16 protein-coding genes and 1 pseudogene are annotated in these 18,418 nt (G+C 63.1%); 7 read left to right on the top strand and 10 right to left on the bottom strand.

Translation table 11 applies throughout. The features are described 5' to 3' along the window. Positions 1 to 4: 4 nt before the first annotated feature. Positions 5 to 1,759 carry a chloride channel protein gene (locus RSO67_RS14620; protein ID WP_315844023.1) on the bottom strand — a complete coding sequence of 585 codons (1,755 nt, stop codon included), beginning with the start codon at positions 1,757 to 1,759 and terminating at the stop codon, positions 5 to 7. Between the two features lie 221 nt (positions 1,760 to 1,980). Between RSO67_RS14620 and RSO67_RS14615 the strand changes: the two genes are divergently transcribed. After that, positions 1,981 to 2,538, top strand: coding sequence for an HNH endonuclease (locus RSO67_RS14615; protein WP_089267641.1), 558 nt, complete (start codon positions 1,981 to 1,983; stop codon positions 2,536 to 2,538). Between the two features lie 26 nt (positions 2,539 to 2,564). Here the strand turns inward: RSO67_RS14615 and RSO67_RS14610 are convergent, their stop codons facing one another. Genes RSO67_RS14610 through RSO67_RS14595 form a run of 4 tightly spaced genes read right to left on the bottom strand, consistent with a single transcriptional unit; the run spans position 2,565 to position 6,125 of the window. Beyond that, a complete protein-coding gene (locus RSO67_RS14610) occupies positions 2,565 to 3,542 on the bottom strand; it encodes a tripartite tricarboxylate transporter substrate-binding protein (RefSeq protein ID WP_315844022.1) in 978 nt (325 codons plus the stop codon). Between the two features lie 58 nt (positions 3,543 to 3,600). Next, entirely contained in the window at positions 3,601 to 4,497 is an 897-nt protein-coding gene (locus tag RSO67_RS14605) for a polysaccharide deacetylase family protein (RefSeq protein WP_315844021.1), read from the bottom strand. A 36-nt stretch (positions 4,498 to 4,533) separates the two neighbouring features. Beyond that, the gene (locus tag RSO67_RS14600; RefSeq protein ID WP_315844020.1) at positions 4,534 to 5,433 is read right to left on the bottom strand and encodes a fumarylacetoacetate hydrolase family protein; all 900 of its coding nucleotides are present in this window, start codon (positions 5,431 to 5,433) and stop codon (positions 4,534 to 4,536) included. After that, the gene (locus RSO67_RS14595) at positions 5,430 to 6,125 is read right to left on the bottom strand and encodes a GntR family transcriptional regulator (RefSeq protein WP_315844019.1); all 696 of its coding nucleotides are present in this window, start codon (positions 6,123 to 6,125) and stop codon (positions 5,430 to 5,432) included. Before RSO67_RS14595 ends, RSO67_RS14600 begins: the two co-directional genes overlap by 4 nt. Before the next feature lie 217 nt (positions 6,126 to 6,342). On the opposite strand from RSO67_RS14595, the gene RSO67_RS14590 reads away from it, so the two are divergent. Beyond that, a complete protein-coding gene (locus tag RSO67_RS14590) occupies positions 6,343 to 7,419 on the top strand; it encodes a phospholipase (RefSeq protein WP_315844018.1) in 1,077 nt (358 codons plus the stop codon). A 101-nt stretch (positions 7,420 to 7,520) separates the two neighbouring features. Continuing rightward, the gene (locus RSO67_RS14585) at positions 7,521 to 8,492 is read left to right on the top strand and encodes a S1C family serine protease (protein ID WP_315844017.1); all 972 of its coding nucleotides are present in this window, start codon (positions 7,521 to 7,523) and stop codon (positions 8,490 to 8,492) included. 86 nt (positions 8,493 to 8,578) lie between these two features. Here RSO67_RS14585 and RSO67_RS14580 read toward each other — a convergent pair whose 3' ends face one another. From RSO67_RS14580 to RSO67_RS14565, 4 genes are all read right to left on the bottom strand, one after another. Next, entirely contained in the window at positions 8,579 to 9,541 is a 963-nt protein-coding gene (locus RSO67_RS14580; protein WP_315844016.1) for a DUF1775 domain-containing protein, read from the bottom strand. A gap of 44 nt (positions 9,542 to 9,585) precedes the next feature. Continuing rightward, complete coding sequence (locus RSO67_RS14575; protein ID WP_315844015.1) at positions 9,586 to 11,799, bottom strand: TonB-dependent receptor family protein; 2,214 nt, start codon at positions 11,797 to 11,799, stop codon at positions 9,586 to 9,588. Between the two features lie 70 nt (positions 11,800 to 11,869). Then, positions 11,870 to 12,253, bottom strand: coding sequence for a DUF2946 family protein (locus RSO67_RS14570; protein WP_315844014.1), 384 nt, complete (start codon positions 12,251 to 12,253; stop codon positions 11,870 to 11,872). A 78-nt stretch (positions 12,254 to 12,331) separates the two neighbouring features. Next, positions 12,332 to 13,219, bottom strand: a complete 888-nt coding sequence (locus RSO67_RS14565; protein ID WP_175366000.1) for a cation diffusion facilitator family transporter — start codon at positions 13,217 to 13,219, stop codon at positions 12,332 to 12,334. Positions 13,220 to 13,872: 653 nt separating this feature from the next. Between RSO67_RS14565 and RSO67_RS14560 the strand changes: the two genes are divergently transcribed. Together RSO67_RS14560 and RSO67_RS14555 are read left to right on the top strand one after the other, a co-directional pair. Then, positions 13,873 to 14,457 (top strand): L,D-transpeptidase, encoded by a 585-nt coding sequence (locus RSO67_RS14560; RefSeq protein WP_315844013.1) that lies wholly within the window; start codon positions 13,873 to 13,875, stop codon positions 14,455 to 14,457. Between the two features lie 165 nt (positions 14,458 to 14,622). Continuing rightward, complete coding sequence (locus tag RSO67_RS14555) at positions 14,623 to 15,684, top strand: DUF2252 family protein (protein ID WP_315844012.1); 1,062 nt, start codon at positions 14,623 to 14,625, stop codon at positions 15,682 to 15,684. Positions 15,685 to 15,705: 21 nt separating this feature from the next. Here RSO67_RS14555 and RSO67_RS14550 read toward each other — a convergent pair whose 3' ends face one another. Next, on the bottom strand, positions 15,706 to 16,446 hold the full coding sequence (locus RSO67_RS14550) for an SDR family oxidoreductase (protein WP_315844011.1): 741 nt from the start codon (positions 16,444 to 16,446) through the stop codon (positions 15,706 to 15,708). 124 nt (positions 16,447 to 16,570) lie between these two features. Here RSO67_RS14550 and RSO67_RS14545 point away from each other — a divergent pair, with 124 nt between their 5' ends. Both RSO67_RS14545 and gluQRS read left to right on the top strand, forming a co-directional pair. Next, on the top strand, positions 16,571 to 17,464 hold the full coding sequence (locus RSO67_RS14545) for a LysR family transcriptional regulator (RefSeq protein WP_315844010.1): 894 nt from the start codon (positions 16,571 to 16,573) through the stop codon (positions 17,462 to 17,464). An 11-nt stretch (positions 17,465 to 17,475) separates the two neighbouring features. Next, positions 17,476 to 18,356 (top strand): annotated as a pseudogene (gene gluQRS / locus RSO67_RS14540) (tRNA glutamyl-Q(34) synthetase GluQRS). The last annotated feature ends 62 nt before the right edge of the window (positions 18,357 to 18,418 follow it).

Below are 18,418 nucleotides of genomic sequence, written 5' to 3'. Positions count from 1 at the left end.
ACAATCACATCTCGCCGAGGGCTTCGCGGCGGCGCTGCTCGGACTCTTCGGCATAGCGCCGTGTCGCGTGGGCTTCCGAGAGCGTGCCGAGCACGCGGTGGCTTTCGGCCTCGACCACCGCCAGCGATTCCGCTTCGGCGCCCTCGAATACCACCATGGCGTCACGGATGTTCATGTCCGGATGCAGGACGACGTCGCGGCAATGCAGCAGGCTGTCGAGCCGGAACGCCGTCACATCAGGCGAATGCGCTTCAGCGACGATGGCGAGGCCGACATAGCGGCCTTCGGGATCGACGGCGACGACCTGGGTCTTCGAGCCGAGCGGGAATTTTTCGCGGAATTCGTCGAGCGGCATGGTGGAGTCGACAGTCGGCACGTCCGGGCGGAGCAGGCGCTTGACGGTGAGATCGCGGATCCAGCCGACGTCCGCGGCGCTGCGGATAGTCTCGCCGCGCAGATGCAGGCGCCATGTGGCGAAGGAGTAGCCGAACAGCTCGCGGGTCATCTGGGTGGAGATGATGACGGCGACCAGCACCGCGGTGGTGAGCCAGAGATTGCCGGTGGATTCGAGCGCGATGAAGGACATGGTGAGCGGTCCGCCGATCACCGAAGCGGATAGCGCGCTCATGCCGATGATGGTGTAGACGGCGGGGTCGATGGTGAAGCCGGCGCCGATCGCATTGAAGCCGACCGCGAACAGATGACCGCCGAGGGCGCCGAGAAACAGCGTGGCAAAAAACAGGCCGCCACGAAAACCCGTGCCGAGCGAGACGATCGAGGCGAGCGTCTTCAGCGCCATCACAAAGGCCACCAATGCGACCGGATAGGCTGTCATGCCGCCGAAATGCAGCGCGCCGTGTCCGGAAGCCATGACCTGCGGCGTCAGCAGCGCCATCAAGCCAACCAGCAGCCCGCCCAGCGCCGGACGCAGCGGCGGCCACAATTTGATTTTGGTAAGCAGCGCTTCGGTCCAGGCGACGACACGCATGATGCCGATACCGAAAGTCGCGGCGAAGACGCCGAGCAAGGCCGCCACTGCGAGATCATGACCGAGCACGTCGCCGAACCGGCCGGCGACGACCCCAAGCGACAGTGGATCGAAGGCATGGGCTACGAAATAGCCAATCACCGCGGCGATGCCGACCGGCATCAGGCTGGCGGACGTATAGCCGCCGATCACCAGTTCGAAGGCATAGAACGCGCCGGCCAGCGGCGCGCCGAATGCGCCGGCGATCGCGGCCGCCGCACCGCAGCCGACCATCACGCGCTGGTCTCCGCGACGCAGGTGGAAGGCGCGCCCGATGGAGGCACCGAGCCCGCTGGCGAGCTGGGTGTAGCCGGCCTCGAGGCCGACCGAGGCTCCGACGCCGCTGGACCACACAGTTTGCAGCGCGACGATGATGCTGCCGCGGAACGACATCCGCCCCCCATGGAGCGCGTTGGCCTCGATGGGGTCGACCTCGCGGGCCGGTCGCCAGCGCAAAAGCCACAGGAAGGCGACGCCCAGCAGCAGCCCGCCAAAGGTGGGAACCAGAATCGCGCGCACCGGATCAATCCAGAACTGGCTGGAGAGCCGCTGGCCCCATTCCAGATTGAACAACACGGCGTGAAGGACACTGACCGCAGCGCTCATGGCGGCCACCACGAGACCGCCGATCACGCCGATCAGCGCTGCCAGAATCGCAAGGCTGGTTTCATGCGCACGGACAAAGGCGCGCAGCCGTTGCGGGGCCTCGAGATAGCGGGAGGAAGGGACCATCGGGCAGCGTCCGGTATTTGCGGCCGCGAACCGGGCGCGCGCCACGGGGTTTAGCGGCAGGCGCTGCGACAGACCACCCGCAGTTCCCAGAAAAGCGACCCAACGCGGCGCTTTTGTGAGGGGATAAGGTCTGCCCTATGCCCTTCACAACCCTGTCACGCTGCCTGTAGTATGTGGAGACAGGTTGCTTCGCAGCCATATGTGGGGGTCAGGAGCGTTACTTGAACGCACATGTCTCGCAAGGCGGTTGGCCGGTTCTGGTCCTCAATGCGGACTTCCGGCCGCTGAGTTACTACCCACTGTCGCTGTGGTCGTGGCAAGACGCGATCAAGGCAGTGTTTCTCGACCGTGTGAATATCGTAGAGCACTACGATCACGCGGTGCGGAGTCCTTCGTTCGAATTTCAGCTGCCCAGCGTGGTGTCGCTGAAGTCGTTCGTGAAGCCGACGACGCATCCCGCCTTCACCCGGTTCAACGTCTTTCTGCGCGATCGCTTTTCCTGCCAGTATTGCGGCTCGCATGACGATCTGACCTTCGATCATATCATCCCACGCTCCAAGGGCGGTCAGACCACCTGGGAGAACGTTGTTGCGGCGTGCTCTCCTTGCAATCTGCGCAAGGGTAACATGACGACTCAGCAGGCGCGCATGTTCCCGCGCCAGACGGCGTTCGCGCCGACGGTGCACCAGCTGCATCGCAACGGTCGGTTGTTCCCGCCGAATTATCTGCACGGCAGCTGGCTGGACTATCTCTACTGGGATACGGAACTGGATCCGTAGGGGCGTCGGGCGCTACGCCAAGATCGCTATTCCTGCTTCAGCTCGAGCTTGCGGATGATATCGCCCCATTTGGTGATCTCTCCGCGCACATAGGTCTGGGAGTCGGTCACCGAACCGCCGACGGCCGCGAAGCCGATGCGGTCGAATTGTTCGCGAACACCTGCATCTGCAAGGGTCTTGTTCACGTCGGCGTTGAGCTTGTCGATGACTGCCTGCGGCGTCTTGGCCGGTACCAGGAATGCCACCCAGGTTGCATCCTCGTCGTCACTCAGTCCGAGCTCGCGCGCGGTCGGGACATCCGGAAGCGATGGCATACGCTCGCGGCTTGTCACCGCCAGCGCCTTGACCTGTTTGCCCTTCACCAGCTCCATCGCCGCGGGCAAGGCGACACTGGCCAGAGGCGTGTGACCGCCCATCACCGCGTTGAGTGCGGGACCTGCACCCGTGAACGGCGCATGTACGATGTTGGCCTTGGCGTTGAGCCTGAATATTTTTTCGGCCGACAGATGCGGCGTGGTGCCGACACCGGCGGTGCCATAGGTGAAGTTTTCCTTGGCGGCAGAGGCGATCACCTCGCGCAAGGTCGATGCTGTGAGACTCGGTGCGCCGACGATCAGATTGGGTGTGGTCGCCGCGACCACCACGGTCTTGAATTCATCCGGCGAATAGCCGGCCTTTGCCGACAGGCTCGGATTGACGGCGAATGCGCTTGTTGTCACCAGCACGGTATAGCCATTGGCTTCGGCCCTTGCAGCCGCGGCAGCCGCGATATTGCCACCGGCACCACCGCGATTCTCGATCACGACGGGTTCGCGCCACAGGTCGTTCAGTTTCTGTCCGACAATGCGCGCGATGATATCGGCGGGGCCGCCCGGCGCGAAAGCGACGAGCAGGCGCACCGGCTGTGCCGGGTAGGGCTGCTGGGCGACGGCGGGACCGATCGCCGTCAGCAGCGCTGCGGTGATGACGACCGCGCTGGATGCGCGCTTGAAGAAGTGCGTCACGATATTCCTCCTCAATGTTTTTTCCGGGAGGCTTTTGCGCCTCCTCAACAGGTGTGGTTCAGAACACCTCGTCCTTGAACCACCGGCCCTGCGCCAGCGCGTATTCGGCAATCTCCATACGTGTGCCGATCCAGACATCGTCGCGCTTGCGCGCCAGCTTGATCATGGCGTCGTAAACCCACGCGCCTGCCGGGCGACCGAACACATGGGTGTGCGCGGTGACGTCAAGCATGAACGGTGCCGCGTCGGCTTGGCTTGCATTGTCGAGAATGGCGCGGAACTGGTCGATCAGCGTTGCCGGCGCATTGCCGTAGCGGATGCTGTGCGGCAGGTCGTTCACGTCCATCGTCAGCGGAATGCCGACGATGCGTTGTTCCGGCGCATCCTTCTGCGCAATGATCGAGGGCAGGTCGTCGTCATTGCAGTCGCCGAACCAGACATAGCCTTCCTCAGCGAGCAGCTTGGGCGAAATCAGGCTTCCGGTGCCACGTGGGCTGATCCATCCTTTCGGACGTTCGCCGGTGACGGCGGCGATGAGGTCACCGGTGAGGCGGATATTGGCGCGCTCACCGGCCTCGTCGAAATAGACCGGGATGACATCCATGCCATAGGAATGCGCCACGATCTCGTGACCGGCGGCATGCAGCTCCTTCAGCACGGTCGGGTGGGTTTCGGCCAGCACGCCGTTGACCATGATGCTGGTCTTCACATCGTTTGCGGCAGCGATGCGCGTGAGGCGCTGGATGCCGCGCACGGCGCCGTAGCTTGCCCAGGAATGCGCGTTGGTATCGAAAAAGCCGGGCTGCAACACGTTGCCCATCGGCCCGATGCCCGGTGCCTTCCCGGGCGACCAGGCCTCATAGGCCAGGTTGAAGACGATGCCGATGCGTGCGCCATTCGGCCAGCGAAAGTCCGACGTCGCGCGCTGCACGCGAAATGTCCGGGAGTCACTCATGTTGTTGTCCTTGTTTTTGGTGAGTGCGGTGCCGTGTCAGGCCACGATGCTGTTGGACAGGATACCGATGCCTTCGATCTCGGCTGTGACGCGATCTCCCTTGAGCAGGAAGCACGGCGGCGTCATCGCATAGCCGACCCCGGACGGAGTTCCGGTGGCGATCACGTCTCCAGGCTCCAGCGTGAGGCCGCGCGTCAGATGTTCGATGATGGCCGGGATATCGAAGATCATGCGGCTGGTGCGGCTGTCCTGGCGTACCTCGCCATTGACCGTGCTGAAGATCCTGATGTCGGCAACATTCGGCAGCGCGGACGCATGGACCACAACCGGCCCGAACGGGCAGGAGCGATCTAGGCCCTTGCCTTTGAACCACTGGCCGTAACGACGCTGCATGTCGCGACCGGTGATATCGTTGATGATCGAATAGCCGAACACATGATCGAAGGCGTTCTGCGCGGAAATGTTGCTGCCCGGCTTGCCGATGATGACGGCGAGCTCGACTTCGTAATCGAGCTGTTCGGTGACATTGGCATGCTGCGGAATCGTTTCACCTGAAGCGATCACGGCGGTCGGCGGTTTGGTGAAGAATTCCGGCACGCTTGGCAGCGGGGCGGGCGCCTTGCCCTGCGCGCGCATGCCTTCGTCGATATGATCCTTGTAATTGCGGCCAACGCAGAAAACGTTCTTCTTCGGCCGCGGGATCGGTGCCATCAGCGTCAGAGATGCCAGCGCAACAAGGTTCGCGGCATTCGCGGTGGATGCGAGATTACGCACGATGGCGAGCCCCGCTTCGCCGGCTTCGGCGAGATCGCCCACATGGCGCGGCGCGGAGGCCTGGCCTGCATCTGGCCACGCCTTCGTCAGATCGAGCACATTGTCATCGATCACTAGGCCCAGATGCGATCCGTCTGCGGCTGCAAAAGTCAGGAAGATCATGTGGTGGTCTCATTCTGTTCGTGGGGGTCAAATTCTTTCAACGACGCCGCTGCCTGGTCGCGCAGCAAACGGACATGCCGTCGTGCGAGCATTTCCGCGCGGTCGGGATCGCGCTGTGCGATCGCGTCGATGATGTCGTGGTGCTCATGAAACGATTGCGAGCCGCGATTGAGACGCTCGATAAAGCGCAGCCCCGCCATTTTCAGATGACCGAATGAGTCCCATGTTTTGCCAAGCAGGGCGTTGCCGCTCTCTTTGATCATCAGCGCATGAAAGGCGGTGTTGGCAGCGGCATATTCGGCGGGGCGTGCCAGTGCGCCGGCTTCATCGAAATCGGCGAACACGGCCCGCAGGCGGGAGGCGACATCACTCGCACCGTTGAGGGCCACCTCGCGCGCTGCCAGACCTTCCAACATTTCCCGGATCGACAGCCATTCGAGATATTCCGGCAGCGATGTCGGCATCAGCCGTGCGCCGCGGCGCGGGCGAAACGTGATCAGCCCTTCCTGTTCGAGCCTGCGCATGGCCTCACGTACGGGCGTCCGGCTGACCCCGAGCTCTGCCGCAAGCTCCTCTTCTCGAAGTCGCAAGGGGGCCGTGAGGCCGGCCGCGCGCACCCCCAGCCGAACTTTCAGGGCCGTATAGACTTCGTCTCTCAGATAGGGTCTGGCGGCGATCGGGCTGATGCTCATGAATTTTGTATATGTATACAAAATCGAGAAGTCTATGGTATTTCAATGTTGCGTCGCAGCGATTGTGCTGGATTTGAGCGATTTTGATGATCAGCAGCTGGAGCTGCCGGATCTCGCAGGGCGCGGAGATGGCCGCTTTGCCGTCGTATCGATATGGTCTTTGGCCTCTTGCTCGGTCCTGGGTTCATGGGGCCAAACGATCTGCCCGGAGTTTCCGATGAGCGACCTTGTCGTCGACGATATCGTGGTGCTGTTGCCGCCGCTGCTGCAGTCGCTCGAGGCGCTGCAATTCGTTGCGCGCAATCTGCATCCTCCGACTTTCGGTGCCGTCATGGAAGCGGTGGGCGAACCCGATCAGGCGCTCAAGGCGGTGCGCGCAGAGCTCAACGCATGGCCGGATGATTTTAGTGAGCTGCGGGCACATCTCGATGCGGCGAGCGACGCGGCGCTGACGGCCTTTACCGGCTTGCGCGCCGCCCTGCAGCCCGGCGGCGATCTGCCGATGGTGTCTCGTGCATTGCGGCATGCGACACGCGCACAGGAGGCGCTCTACGCCACGGTGGCGCGGCTGCCGCCGGTGAGTACGTTCTTTCTTCCGCCCGACATGCGCGAGAACACGGCACTGCTCGAACGGCTGGCCTCGCCTTCGGCAGAGAACACCGGCGTCATTCATGATGGCGAGCCCGGACGTCGCGGCGGTTTCTCGATGTATGTGCCGGAAACCTACACGCCGGATCGTGCCTGGCCGCTGGTGATGGCGCTGCACGGCGGGAGCGGCAACGGCCGGGCTTTCTTGTGGAGCTGGCTCGCCGATGCGCGCAGCTCTGGCGCGATCCTCATCGCGCCGACGGCGATCGGCAGCACCTGGGCGCTGATGGGCGACGATGCCGATACGCCAAATCTTTCGCGCATTCTCGATCTCGTGCAGTCGCGCTGGCATATCGATCCCGCGCAGCTGTTGCTGACCGGCATGAGCGATGGCGGCACCTTCTGCTATGTCAGCGGCCTCCGCGCCGAGTCGCCCTTCACCCATCTGGCGCCGGTGGCCTCGACCTTCCATCTGCTGATGGCGCAGTTCGCCGATGCAGATCGCCTGCGCGGTCTGCCGATCCATCTCGTCCATGGCCGTCTCGACTGGATGTTTCCGGTGCAGACCGCGCGCGAGGCACAGCAGGCGCTCACGATCGCCGGCGCCGATGTCACCTATCGCGAGATCGACGATCTCAGCCACTGCTATCCGCGCGAGGTCAATGCGGTGCTGCTCGCGTGGCTCGCACAACGTCCCGGTGCGTAACCAAACGCCGCAGGGCCGCTAAGTTCACAGGCTGGACTTCCACGTCCGCCATCGGTTCTTATATGGCGGGGGCTACCCATCCCGGACAAAGGAGATTTTGCATGCCTTCACTGACCGAGTGGAAAGTGCCCCCGGGCGTGCAGCCGCGTGCTGAGGATTACGGATTCGACCTCGAACAGGCGCTGGAGGCGGTGGTTGGGCTGCATTGCATTATCCCGGAAGATGCTTTCACGGCAGATACGCTCGGCTCCGAGCGCGCCGGCAATGGCGTGTTGATCGGTGACGGTCTCATTCTCACCATCGGCTATCTCATCACCGAGGCCGAAACGATCTGGGTGCATCTCGGCGACGGCCGCGTGGTGCAGGGCACGGCGCTGGGCGTCGATCAGGAAAGCGGTTTCGGACTCGTGCAGGCGCTCGGCGAGATCGACATCGCGCCGCTGCCGCTCGGTGAGTCGGCGAGCGCGAAGATCGGCGATCGCGTGGTGGTCGGCGGTGTCGGCGGACGCACGCGGTCCGTGGCCGGGAAGATCGCCGCGACGCAGGAATTCGCCGGCTATTGGGAATACCTGCTCGACGACGCGATTTTCACCCATCCGGCGCATCCGAACTGGGGCGGTGCCGCCCTGATCAACGCCAAGGGCGAGTTGATCGGCATCGGCTCGCTGCAGATCGAGCGCGAGCACGGCGGCAAGAACGAACACCTCAACATGATCGTGCCGATCGATCTGCTGAAGCCGGTCCTCGACGATCTCAAGACCTATGGTCGTGCCAACAAGCCGCCGCGGCCGTGGCTCGGGCTGTATGCCGCCGAGGTCGAGGACAAGGTCGTCGTGGTCGGGATCGCCAGGAAGGGCCCCGCGGCCCGGGCCGAGCTCAAGACCGGCGACGTGATTCTTGCCGTCAACGGTGAGGAGGTATCCGATTCCGTCGAATTCTATCGCGCACTCTGGGCGCTAGGTCCGGCCGGTGTCGACGTGCCGCTGACGCTCTATCGCGGTGGCGATACATTCGATGTCGAATTGGTGTCCACGGACCGCTCCAAGATGCTGAAAGCTCCCCGGCTGCACTAACGCCAGTATACACGCGACACAATCGCGGCCTTGTCGCAGACATCAGGCGCACCGCAACACATGCGGTGCGCAGCATCTTGACGTGATCAGTGCGCGTGTCCGCCGCCGGCCGGTGCCGAAGCGCCGACGGCGTTGACGTCGAGTTCGATGTCCACCTTGCCGGCCTTCTCGAACTGCAGCTGCACTTTCACCTTGTCGCCCTTGGCGAACGGCTTGGCGAGATCCATCAGCATCAGATGAAAGCCGCCGGGCTCGAGCTTCACGGTGGCGCCGGGCTTGATCTCAAGCCCGTCATTAAGCAGACGCATCTTCATCACGCCATCGGTCATGCTCATCTCATGCACCTCGATGCGGCTGCCGCCGGTGAATGTGCCCCCCAGGAGTTTGTCGCTGGTCTTGCCGTTGTTGGTGATGGTGAGATAGCCGCCGGCCACCTTGGCCGCGGGCGGTGTGGCACGCGTCCAGGGCGTCATGATCATCAGGTCGCCCGCATGGACCATGCCGGCCATCTGCGCCATTGCATCGTGTGGTGATGCCGCGGCAAGGCGCACGATCGGCGCCGGTGATTTCAGGCTGTGCGGATCCTGCCCCGCAGCCGGGATCTGCGCCCAGTCTTCCGAACCCTGCTCGCAGCTCTGCAGTGTCGGCAGATACAACGGTGCATCGGCCTTCAATGCGGCAGGCATATAGGCCGAGAATACGAACTCGTCGTAGAAGTCGTTGTCGAGCTTGCCGGTCCAGGTGATTTCCTTGACGCCCTCCGACGCTTTCATGCCGTGCATGAAATCGTAGGACTGCGCATAGGCGCCTTTCTTCACGGCGATGGTCCAGCCCGGCTTCGGCATCGGCTTCACCGCGATCATGCCTTCCGGAATCTGCACGGTGATCTTCGTCGTTGGCGAGGCGCCGCAGCCATGCGGCACGGCGAGCACCGCGCGATAGGAGCCGCCGACCGTGGCCGGACCGCTCTGCACGAAGACATGGGCGTAAGCAGGTGATGCCACTGCGCCCAGCGCGGCGAGAAGCAACAGCATGGAGCGGTTGGTCATGGAACGTCCTTTCGTGGATTGAAGCATAGCGGAATTCGTCATCTTCACCACCTCGCCTTGACGCCGGCATAGATGGCGCGGCCGGTGCCGGGTTCGAATAGCGGCGATGTCGCTGTGGCTTGATTGAGAATGCTGGCGGACGCGATGTAGCGGGTGTCGAGCACGTTGCGTGCTTCGATATAGCCCGAGTATGTGCCGCCATTGTCGACGCCGGCCTTCAGGCCGAGCAGCGCATAGGGTTCGGTCTTCAGCGTATTGGCGCTGTCGACATAGTAAGCTTCCGGCACCCATTCGAGATTGGGGCCGAGATAGAAGCCGTTGGCGTGCTTGTAGAGCAGTTCCGCGCGCAGATAATGACGGGGCGCGCCCGGCAGCAGGTTGTTGCCGAAAGTCGCGTCATTGTCGAAGCGGAAGTCGTTGAACGTATAGGCCATGTTGAGCCAGAGCTTGTCGGGCTGCGGCGAGGCGTCGAACATGCCCTTGAACACGGCGATGCCGAGGCCGGCCTCGATGCCCTGATGGATGGTGCGATCTGCATTCGAGACGTTGCAGCTTCCGTTGGAGCTGTAGATGCACTGTAACTCGTCCCTGATTTCCGCCCGGTAGCCGGTTAATTCCCAAGTCAGGTCAGGACGCCGACCGCGGGTCCCGATCTCATAGGTCGTTGCGCGCTGCGGCCGGATGCTGGTGAAGGGGATCATCGGATTGCTCGCGCCCGAACTGTCCCTGCCAGACACGCTCTCGCCGAAGCTCGGCACTTCGGCGCTGCGCGAGATGTTCGCATAGGCCTGCCATGTCGGGTCGATATTCCAGAGCAATCCGCCCTTCGGGCTCCACAGATTGAACTCGGTTGATCCCGATCCGTCGACCCCATTGGGCTTCAAACGATCCTGTCTGTCGCGCGTCGCATAAAGGAATTGCGTGCCACCAATGACAGCGACAGTCGGCAGGAAATAAAACGAATTCTCAGCATAGACCGAGGTGTTCTTCGATCGATCGATGAACGAGAATGTCAGTGCGCCCTTCTGGCCGGCGACGTTGACATACTGGTTGTTGTCGATCCGGCCATTGATCACATTGACGCCGGCGACAAACACGTTGCGATAGCCGCCGATATTGCGGTCGTCGGTCACTTTCGCGAAGCCGCCATAGTCCTGATAGCTGTAGTCCAGATACTGGAAGATCGGATGCATCAGGTGCCGATCGACGCCGAAGACGCCGAAATCGATCGTGGTGTTGTCGAGACGGATGGTTGTCTTGTTGGCGAGGCGCACGGTGTCGATATTGCGCTGCTGGTCGCCGGTGAGATTGCCTGCTGCTGCCGTCTCAGGAGAATTCAGTGCCGACGCCTTGCTCACCGAGCCTGGAATGCGCTGACGTACGCTGTTGGCATTGAGATAGAAGCGGGTCTCGAAATCCGGCGAGAACTGGTAGCCGACATTGCCGCTGACGCGTGTTGCCTCGCCACTGCTGTGATCGCGGAAGCCATCGGCGGACTGCGTCGAGGCCGTGATAAAACCATCCCACGGACCATTGGCGCCGCCGGCGTTGGCCTGCAGGCGGCGGAAGCCGAAGGCACCCATGTCGATCGACGCGCCGTTCGGAAAAGGATCGCGGCCGGTGGGCGTCACGAAATTGATCGCGCCGCCGAGTGAATTGGCGCCAAAGCGCAATGCGTTGCCGCCCTTGAACACCTCGACATATTTATAGGCGGTCGGGTCGATCTCCTGGAAATCGCCATAGCCGTCGGCAGTGTTGATCGGGATGCCGTCCATATAGAGCTGCACGCCGCGCAGATGGAAATTGCGCGACAGGCTCGATCCGCGGATCGATAGGCGGGTGTCGTCGCCCCATTTCGGCTGCGCGAACACGCCCGGTACGTAATCGAGGATGTCCTTGATGGTGTTCGACGGCGTCGATGTTCGCCACGCATCCGCCGTCACCAGCGCGACGCCGCCGGGCGTCTGCTGGATCTCGCGGAGTGCCTGCTGGGCGGTGAGCACTGTAAGGGCGCCCGGGACGCTCGGAGTCTGCGTCCCTGGTATTGGCGTTGCCGCAGGGGTGCTGCGGGCCGTGCGGGCGCTTGGCGCGGCGTTGCGTGGCTTGCGCGAGGCAGCAGCGCGCTGCTGCGCAGGCGCATCGACGGTGACCGCCGGAAGCGATGTGGAAAGGGCCGATTGGGCCGACACCGCGCCTGGAACGAGCGCGGCCGCGGATGCGAGCAGGACGCTGCGCAGCCGCATGGAAACGGATAGCATGGGGAAAACTCCACCGGGATTAAACTGAGCAACGCGCGCGCTGATGCGCGGCGTCTGACGGCGTGGAACGTCAGCTCAGGCGCGGTGGCGCGCGGGCCCGGTGGTCGGAGGTTGCGGCGGTCGCGACGATGCGATCGTCGAGAGCAGCCACGGGAGCGATCGCGATGGCGATGCGCGAGACGACGAAAGTCGCGGAGGCAGGGGGGGCACCCGGCGCATGGGTGCCGACGCAGATCGGGCAATGCACCGCCGGAGCGCCGGTGGTCTTGCCGGCGTCGTCAGGGGAGACGGCAAGGTCGGGATGGGTAAGGCAGAGCTCGAAGCCTGCGGCCTGCGCAGTCGGCGAGATCGCGGCGAGCAACAGGCTGGACAGCACGACATTGAGCACAAGCGCATAGGCAGCGGCCAAAGATGCCACGGCCCCAAACCAGCGTTTGCGCGAAACATGTGTCACGGGAACGATCCTCGCCTCCCGATTAACACGGGGGCGGAACCTGTCAAAGCCGTTCGTGACCGGATTCGTTGATCCAGGTCAGAGAACCACGATGCCGGAATGCTTCGCCTTGTCGTCGGGTTCGACATGGATGGTGATCAGAGCCTCGCCGATCTCCTGGCGGATCGCGGTCTCGAGCTTGTCGCAAATGTCGTGCGCGGCGCTCACGGTGGTCGATCCTGCCACCACCAGATGGAAATCGATAAAGGTCATGCTGCCGGCGCGGCGGGTGCGCAGGTCATGCGCCTCGATGGCGCCGTCGGCATGGGCCGATATGGTCTGCTTGATGCTCGCGAGCATGGCTGGCGGGATGGCCTCGTCCATCAATCCGCTGAGCGACTCCTTCATCAGGCCCCAACCTGCCCACAGGATGTTGAGCGCGACGAGCGCCGCAAGGATGGGATCGAGAATGGCGATGCCCGACAGGGCCGCTACTCCGACGCCGCCGAGAACACCGATCGAAGAATACACGTCGGACAATAGATGGCGGCCGTCTGCTGCGAGAGCCGGTGAGCGATGGATGCGACCTTGCCTGATCAGTACCCATGCCCAACCTGCATTGATGACGCTCGCCGCTGCGTTGAGGAGCAGCCCGACCCAGGGCGCTTCGACGAGGCGCGGCACCAGATAGCTTTGATAGGCTTCGCGCAGGATCAGGATCGCGGCGAGCACGATCAGCACGCCTTCGAGCACGGCCGAGAAATATTCAGCCTTATGATGCCCGTAGGGATGATCGTCGTCTGCCGGTTTCGCGCTCAGCGTGGTCGCAAGCAAAACAACGATGGCTGTCACGACATTGACGATGCTTTCAATCGCATCGGACAGCAGTGCGACGCTGCCGGTCAGATGATAGGCAGCGTATTTCATCCCGAGGACCAGCAGGCCAACGGCAATGCTGCCTTGCGCAAGACTGCGAACGCTTGTCATCTGAAGATCTCGTTGGGGTAACGCGACGTCTCACGCGGCTGTGTGCTCTAATATGCCGATCAGAACGATGCAAGCCGTGAAATCCAGCTGCAAGTGCTTCGCATTATAAGGCGCGTGTACTTCATCGAACACGTCGTCCGCCCAATGGACATGATATCGATCTCGTCATGCGCGTGGCGTTTGTAGGGGTCATCCGCGCATTGATAGTTGCGGGAAGACATCGTGCGGAATCGTGTCGTCATGGTGCGGCCCTCGATGTTGCCGGTCTCGACGAGGCCGGTGAGACCCACGGTGGAGTGATCCGGCACGCATCGGCGGGCCTAGCTGCTGCGGTTCCGAGGGCAGGCTCGCGCTGCGCGCCGGCCGATCCTCAAAGGCGATCGATCAACCTGAGGTTATTCGTGAGCCTGCGCGGCTGTGGCGCGATCACCACAGCGGCGCGCAAAGTGCGGCGCAGAGCTGTTCCATGAGCGAAATGACACGCTGTTGAGCCTGATTTGATCGCTCAGCCCTGTATGAGGTGCGGGTCGTCCGCGTTGGGCGCGTTGCAGCAAGGGTTGGGAATGACAGGTTTTGGTGGATCACGCGGGCTGCGCCTTCTGGCGCTTTTGATGTTGCCCGCTGTGCTGGCAGGATGTGCAAGCAGCGGGGGGATGGTGTCGTCCACCGGCTTTGGCGGCCCGTCCGCCAGCTATGCCGAGTTGAATGACGGCGAGCACACGCTGCCGGCCATCGACGTCTCCGCAATCGATTCGGCGATGCTGCGTCAGCGCGTCGCTTACCGCACCAAGGAGCCCGTCGGCACCATCGTGGTCGATACGGCCGCACGGCATCTCTATCTCGTCGAAGGCGATGGCAAGGCGATGCGCTACGGCATCGGCGTCGGCAAGGCCGGCCTCGCTTTCGCCGGCGCTGCTGTGATCAAGCGCAAGGCCGAGTGGCCGCATTGGACCCCGACGGAAAACATGATGAACCGCGAACCCGCGCGCTACCGCAAGATGGCGGGCGGCCTGGAGGGCGGCATCGACAATCCGCTCGGGCCGCGCGCGATGTATCTCTATCAGGGCGACCGCGACACCATGTTCCGCATTCACGGCACCACCGAGCCCGAGACCATCGGCCATGCGGTGTCCAGCGGCTGCATCCGGCTGATGAACCAGGATGTCGTGGATCTCTATAATCGCGTGAAGATCGGCAGTCGCGTGGTGGTGATCCAGAGCGGCCGCGCCGACTCCTGAGACGCGCCTTCGACCCAGAATTCAAAACGCCGGGTGTCTCTGATGCCCGGCGTTTTGCGTTCGGCGCCGCGAAATTTGCCGTGGCCGGTTTCGTTGCGCTGTCTTATGGTGCATTCTGTATTAAATACATCTTTTGATTGTCCTCTGAGCGACCGCGAGGCCCAGATGTCTTTCCGCGAAGATAATACTGCGTATGAGGATTGGCTGCGTGGCCAGTGCGACGTCGTGGAAACGGACCTGAAACTCAAGCACAGACTGATGCGCGAGGATTCGTTCGTCTTTTTGCGTGGCACGTATTTTCGGTGGGCAAGGAAGATCGAAGAACTCTGCCCGACTTTATGTGATGCGCCGCATGTCCTCTGCGTCGGAGACGTGCATCTCGAGAATTACGGGACCTGGCGCGATGCCGAAGGGCGTCTCGTATGGGGCATCAACGATTTCGATGAGGCGGCGAAGATGCCGTATCTGTTCGATCTCGTTCGTCTTGCGACCAGCGCGTTGCTTGCGCCGGGCATGAGACTTGGGAGAGCGGCGATCTCGCGTGCCATTCTTGCCGGCTACCGCAAGGGTCTGGCAGATCCCCATCCGGCATTATTGGATCAACGCGAATTCTGGATGCGGCCCTATGCCGTTCGCGCGCGCAAGAAGCCGGCGAAATTCTGGAGCGATGTAAAGAAGTATCCGGCAGCCAAGCCACCGGCCAAGGTGGTCCAAGCGCTCAAGAAGTCTCTGAAGGGTGCGCAGATCGAGCGACTCTGCAGTCGTGTGGCGGGCACCGGTGGCCGCGGCCGGCCGCGCTATGTCGCGGTTGCCGTTGCTGAAGGCGGTTTTTGCTTGCGGGAGGCAAAGGTGCTGGTGCCTTCAGCGTGGCTCTGGGCCCACGGTAGCAAATCCCCGAAATCCCATCTTCACGCCTTGGCGTTCGGACCTTATCGCGCGCCGGATCCGTTTCTGGCCATTGACGGCAAATTCGTGATCCGCCGGCTCGCACCCGACTCCCAGAAGATCGAACTCGGCAAGAGCCCGGGCTCCAAACTGGCAAAACTGACAACGCGATTGCTGAATGCGATGGGACACGATCTCGCATCGATCCATGCCGCGAGCAAGATCGGCGCAAAGGCACTGCGGGCCGATCTCCGGAAACGTCCGCCGGGATGGCTGGGCGAGGCCGCAAAGACCATGTCTGAACTGGTCGAAAGCGACTACCGCGCCTGGAAAAAGAAGTGAGGCGCGGCAGTCGCTCCGATCTCACACAAGCCCGCCATTGGCGCGCAGCACCTGGGCGTTGATCCAGCCGCCCTCAGGGCCGACCAGGAAAGCAACGGCATTGGCGATGTCTTCGGGTGTGCCGAGACGCTCCATTGGCGTCGCCTTGGCGAAACGCTCGATCAGTTCGGGCGACTTGCCATTGAGGAACAGGTCGGTTGCGGTCGGGCCGGGTGCGATGGCATTCACGGTAATCGAGCGGCCCCGCATCTCCTTGGCCATGATACCCGTCATGGTTTCGACCGCAGCCTTGGTGGCAGCATAGATGCCGTAGGTTTCCAGCTTGGTGCCGACGACACCCGTGGAGAAGTTCACGACCCTGCCGCCATCGCGCAGCCGCTTGGCGGCCTCGCGCATGGTGTTGAACGTGCCCTTCAGATTGACCGCGATCTGCTGGTCGAACGACGCATCGTCAGCATTGGCGAATGTGGCGAGCTTCATGATGCCCGCATTGTTAATCAGCACGTCGACGCCGCCAAAGGCGGTCTCGGCGGCATCGAACATCCCGCGCACCGCGGCGGGATCGCTGACATCGGCCTTGGCGGTCAGCGCGCGGCCACCGGCGGCCTCGATCTTCTGTGCGACGGCTTCGGCCGGTGCGGCATTGCCGGAATAATTGACGATGACCGTGAGGCCGTCGCGGCCCAGCCGCTCGGCGATGGCTGCACCGATGCCGCGGGACGCCCCGGTGACGATGGCTACTTTGTTGGACTGGTTGGTCATTCGCTTCTCCTCGATGGGGCGGCCAACTGGCCGAGCCGTTCTGATGGGAGAAATCTAGACAGTTTCATTTGCCGGATAATGATGCATTATCTGGCATCACAATCCGGATTTAACGAACAAAAAGATGGACCGTTTCGAGACGATGCGGGTGTTCACCCGGGTGGTGGAGCGGCGCAGTTTTACGGCTGCGGCGGCGGATCTCGGCCTGCCGCGGTCGACCGTGACCGATGCCGTGAAGCAGATCGAGGCGCGGCTCGGCGTGCGGCTGCTCGAGCGGACCACGCGGCTGGTGCGGCCGACGCTGGACGGCGAGGCCTATCACCAGCGCTGCCTGACGCTGATCGCCGATCTCGAAGATGCCGAAAGCGCGTTCTGCGGTGCCAAGCCGAAAGGGCCGTTGCGGGTGGACATGAACGGCACGCTGGCGCGCAATTTCGTGCTGCCGCATCTGCCGGACTTTCTCACCGAATATCCTGACATCCAGCTCTATCTCAGTGAGGGCGACCGGCTGGTCGACCTGATCCGCGAGGGCATCGACTGCGTGGTGCGTGTCGGCGAGCTCCGCGACAGCGATATGGTGGCGCGCCGGCTGACCATGATGGACGAAGTCACCTGCGCCGCGCCGTCCTATCTCGCGCGCATGGGCGTGCCCTTGTCCATCGATGCGCTCGAAGGTCATAGCATGGTCGGCTATCACTCCTCGGCGACAGGCGCGGTGCTGCCGCTGGAATTTCAGGGCAACGGCGCGCTGCGTCATGTCACATTGCCGGTGGCGATTACTGTGAACAGCGCCGATAACTACGCGGCGATGGCGAAGCTCGGCTTCGGTCTGGTGCAGGTGCCGCGCTATCGCATCAAGGATGAACTCGCCGATGGCACGCTCGTCGAGGTGCTGCCGCAATATCCGCCGACACCGTCGCCAGTGTCATTGCTTTATCCGCGCAACCGCCAGCTCTCGCCGCGGGTGCGCGTGTTCATGGACTGGCTGACGCGTGCTTTCGCGCGTGACCTGATCTAGGCAAACCTGTGATGGCCCCTGTTTTTCGCTTCGCGCCCAGCCCCAATGGCTACCTACATCTCGGCCATGCCTATTCGGCGCTGCTGAATTTCGATCTGGCGCGCGAGGCCCGCGGCCGGTTTCTGCTGCGGATCGAGGATATCGATGTCACGCGTTGCCCGCCGGAATTCGAGGCGGCGATCTACGAGGATCTCGCCTGGCTCGGCATCGCCTGGGAGACGCCGGTGCGGCGGCAGTCGCAGCATTTCGCCGACTACCGCGCCGCGACCGAGCAGCTCGCCGCTATAGGACTGTTGTATCCCAGCTTCGAGAGCCGTGCCGAGATCGCGCGAATGATCGCGGCCGAAGAAGCGAAAGGCTCATGGCCGCGCGATCCCGACGGTGCGCCTCTCTATCCAGGCAGATCGTTGTCGCCGCAGGCTGTGGCCGAACTCAGACAAGCAGATGCCCCGATGGCGCTGCGGCTCGATATGGCCAAAGCCATTGTGGCGAGCGGTTCGCTTACATGGACCGAGCAGGGCGCGGGTCCAGGCGGCGAGACGGGTACCGTCACCGCGCAGCCGGGTGCCTGGGGCGATGTGATCCTGGCCCGCAAGGAAACACCGACCAGCTATCATCTCTCGGTTGTGATCGACGACGCGCTGCAGGGGGGACCCATGTGGTGCGCGGCCAGGATCTGTTCTGGTCGACCAGCGTGCACCGGCTGCTGCAGCAACTGCTCGGCCTGCCGCAGCCGGTCTATCGGCATCATCCGCTGGTGCGCGATACAGCTGGCGCCAAGCTGTCCAAATCGACCGGCTCGACCAGCCTGCGTGAGTTGCGAGCCGGGGGCGCTACACCAGCGGATATCCGTCGCATGGTCGGGCTGCCTGACCCCGATGCCGCAAGTTAGCCGCAAGCGCGCCGCAAGAAATTCGCAAGCCTGACCAGGCCCGCTGCGTGACTCCGCGCGCC

Source organism: Tardiphaga sp. 709, assembly GCF_032401055.1.
In the GTDB taxonomy this organism is placed as follows: Bacteria; Pseudomonadota; Alphaproteobacteria; order Rhizobiales; family Xanthobacteraceae; genus Tardiphaga.
The sequence above is the reverse complement of the archived record's forward strand: the minus strand, read 5'-3'. Positions and strand labels throughout refer to the sequence as shown.

What these genes read in the sequence shown, in the direction of transcription:
- RSO67_RS14620 (WP_315844023.1), bottom strand. Translation starts at nt 1,759, where the DNA reads ATGGTCCCTTCCTCCCGCTATCTCGAGGCCCCGCAACGGCTGCGCGCC.
- RSO67_RS14605 (WP_315844021.1), bottom strand. Translation starts at nt 4,497, where the DNA reads ATGAGTGACTCCCGGACATTTCGCGTGCAGCGCGCGACGTCGGACTTT.
- RSO67_RS14600 (WP_315844020.1), bottom strand. Translation starts at nt 5,433, where the DNA reads ATGATCTTCCTGACTTTTGCAGCCGCAGACGGATCGCATCTGGGCCTA.
- RSO67_RS14595 (WP_315844019.1), bottom strand. Translation starts at nt 6,125, where the DNA reads ATGAGCATCAGCCCGATCGCCGCCAGACCCTATCTGAGAGACGAAGTC.
- RSO67_RS14590 (WP_315844018.1), top strand. Translation starts at nt 6,343, where the DNA reads ATGAGCGACCTTGTCGTCGACGATATCGTGGTGCTGTTGCCGCCGCTG.
- RSO67_RS14585 (WP_315844017.1), top strand. Translation starts at nt 7,521, where the DNA reads ATGCCTTCACTGACCGAGTGGAAAGTGCCCCCGGGCGTGCAGCCGCGT.
- RSO67_RS14580 (WP_315844016.1), bottom strand. Translation starts at nt 9,541, where the DNA reads ATGACCAACCGCTCCATGCTGTTGCTTCTCGCCGCGCTGGGCGCAGTG.
- RSO67_RS14575 (WP_315844015.1), bottom strand. Translation starts at nt 11,799, where the DNA reads ATGCTATCCGTTTCCATGCGGCTGCGCAGCGTCCTGCTCGCATCCGCG.
- RSO67_RS14565 (WP_175366000.1), bottom strand. Translation starts at nt 13,219, where the DNA reads ATGACAAGCGTTCGCAGTCTTGCGCAAGGCAGCATTGCCGTTGGCCTG.
- RSO67_RS14560 (WP_315844013.1), top strand. Translation starts at nt 13,873, where the DNA reads ATGGTGTCGTCCACCGGCTTTGGCGGCCCGTCCGCCAGCTATGCCGAG.
- RSO67_RS14555 (WP_315844012.1), top strand. Translation starts at nt 14,623, where the DNA reads ATGTCTTTCCGCGAAGATAATACTGCGTATGAGGATTGGCTGCGTGGC.
- RSO67_RS14550 (WP_315844011.1), bottom strand. Translation starts at nt 16,446, where the DNA reads ATGACCAACCAGTCCAACAAAGTAGCCATCGTCACCGGGGCGTCCCGC.
- RSO67_RS14545 (WP_315844010.1), top strand. Translation starts at nt 16,571, where the DNA reads ATGGACCGTTTCGAGACGATGCGGGTGTTCACCCGGGTGGTGGAGCGG.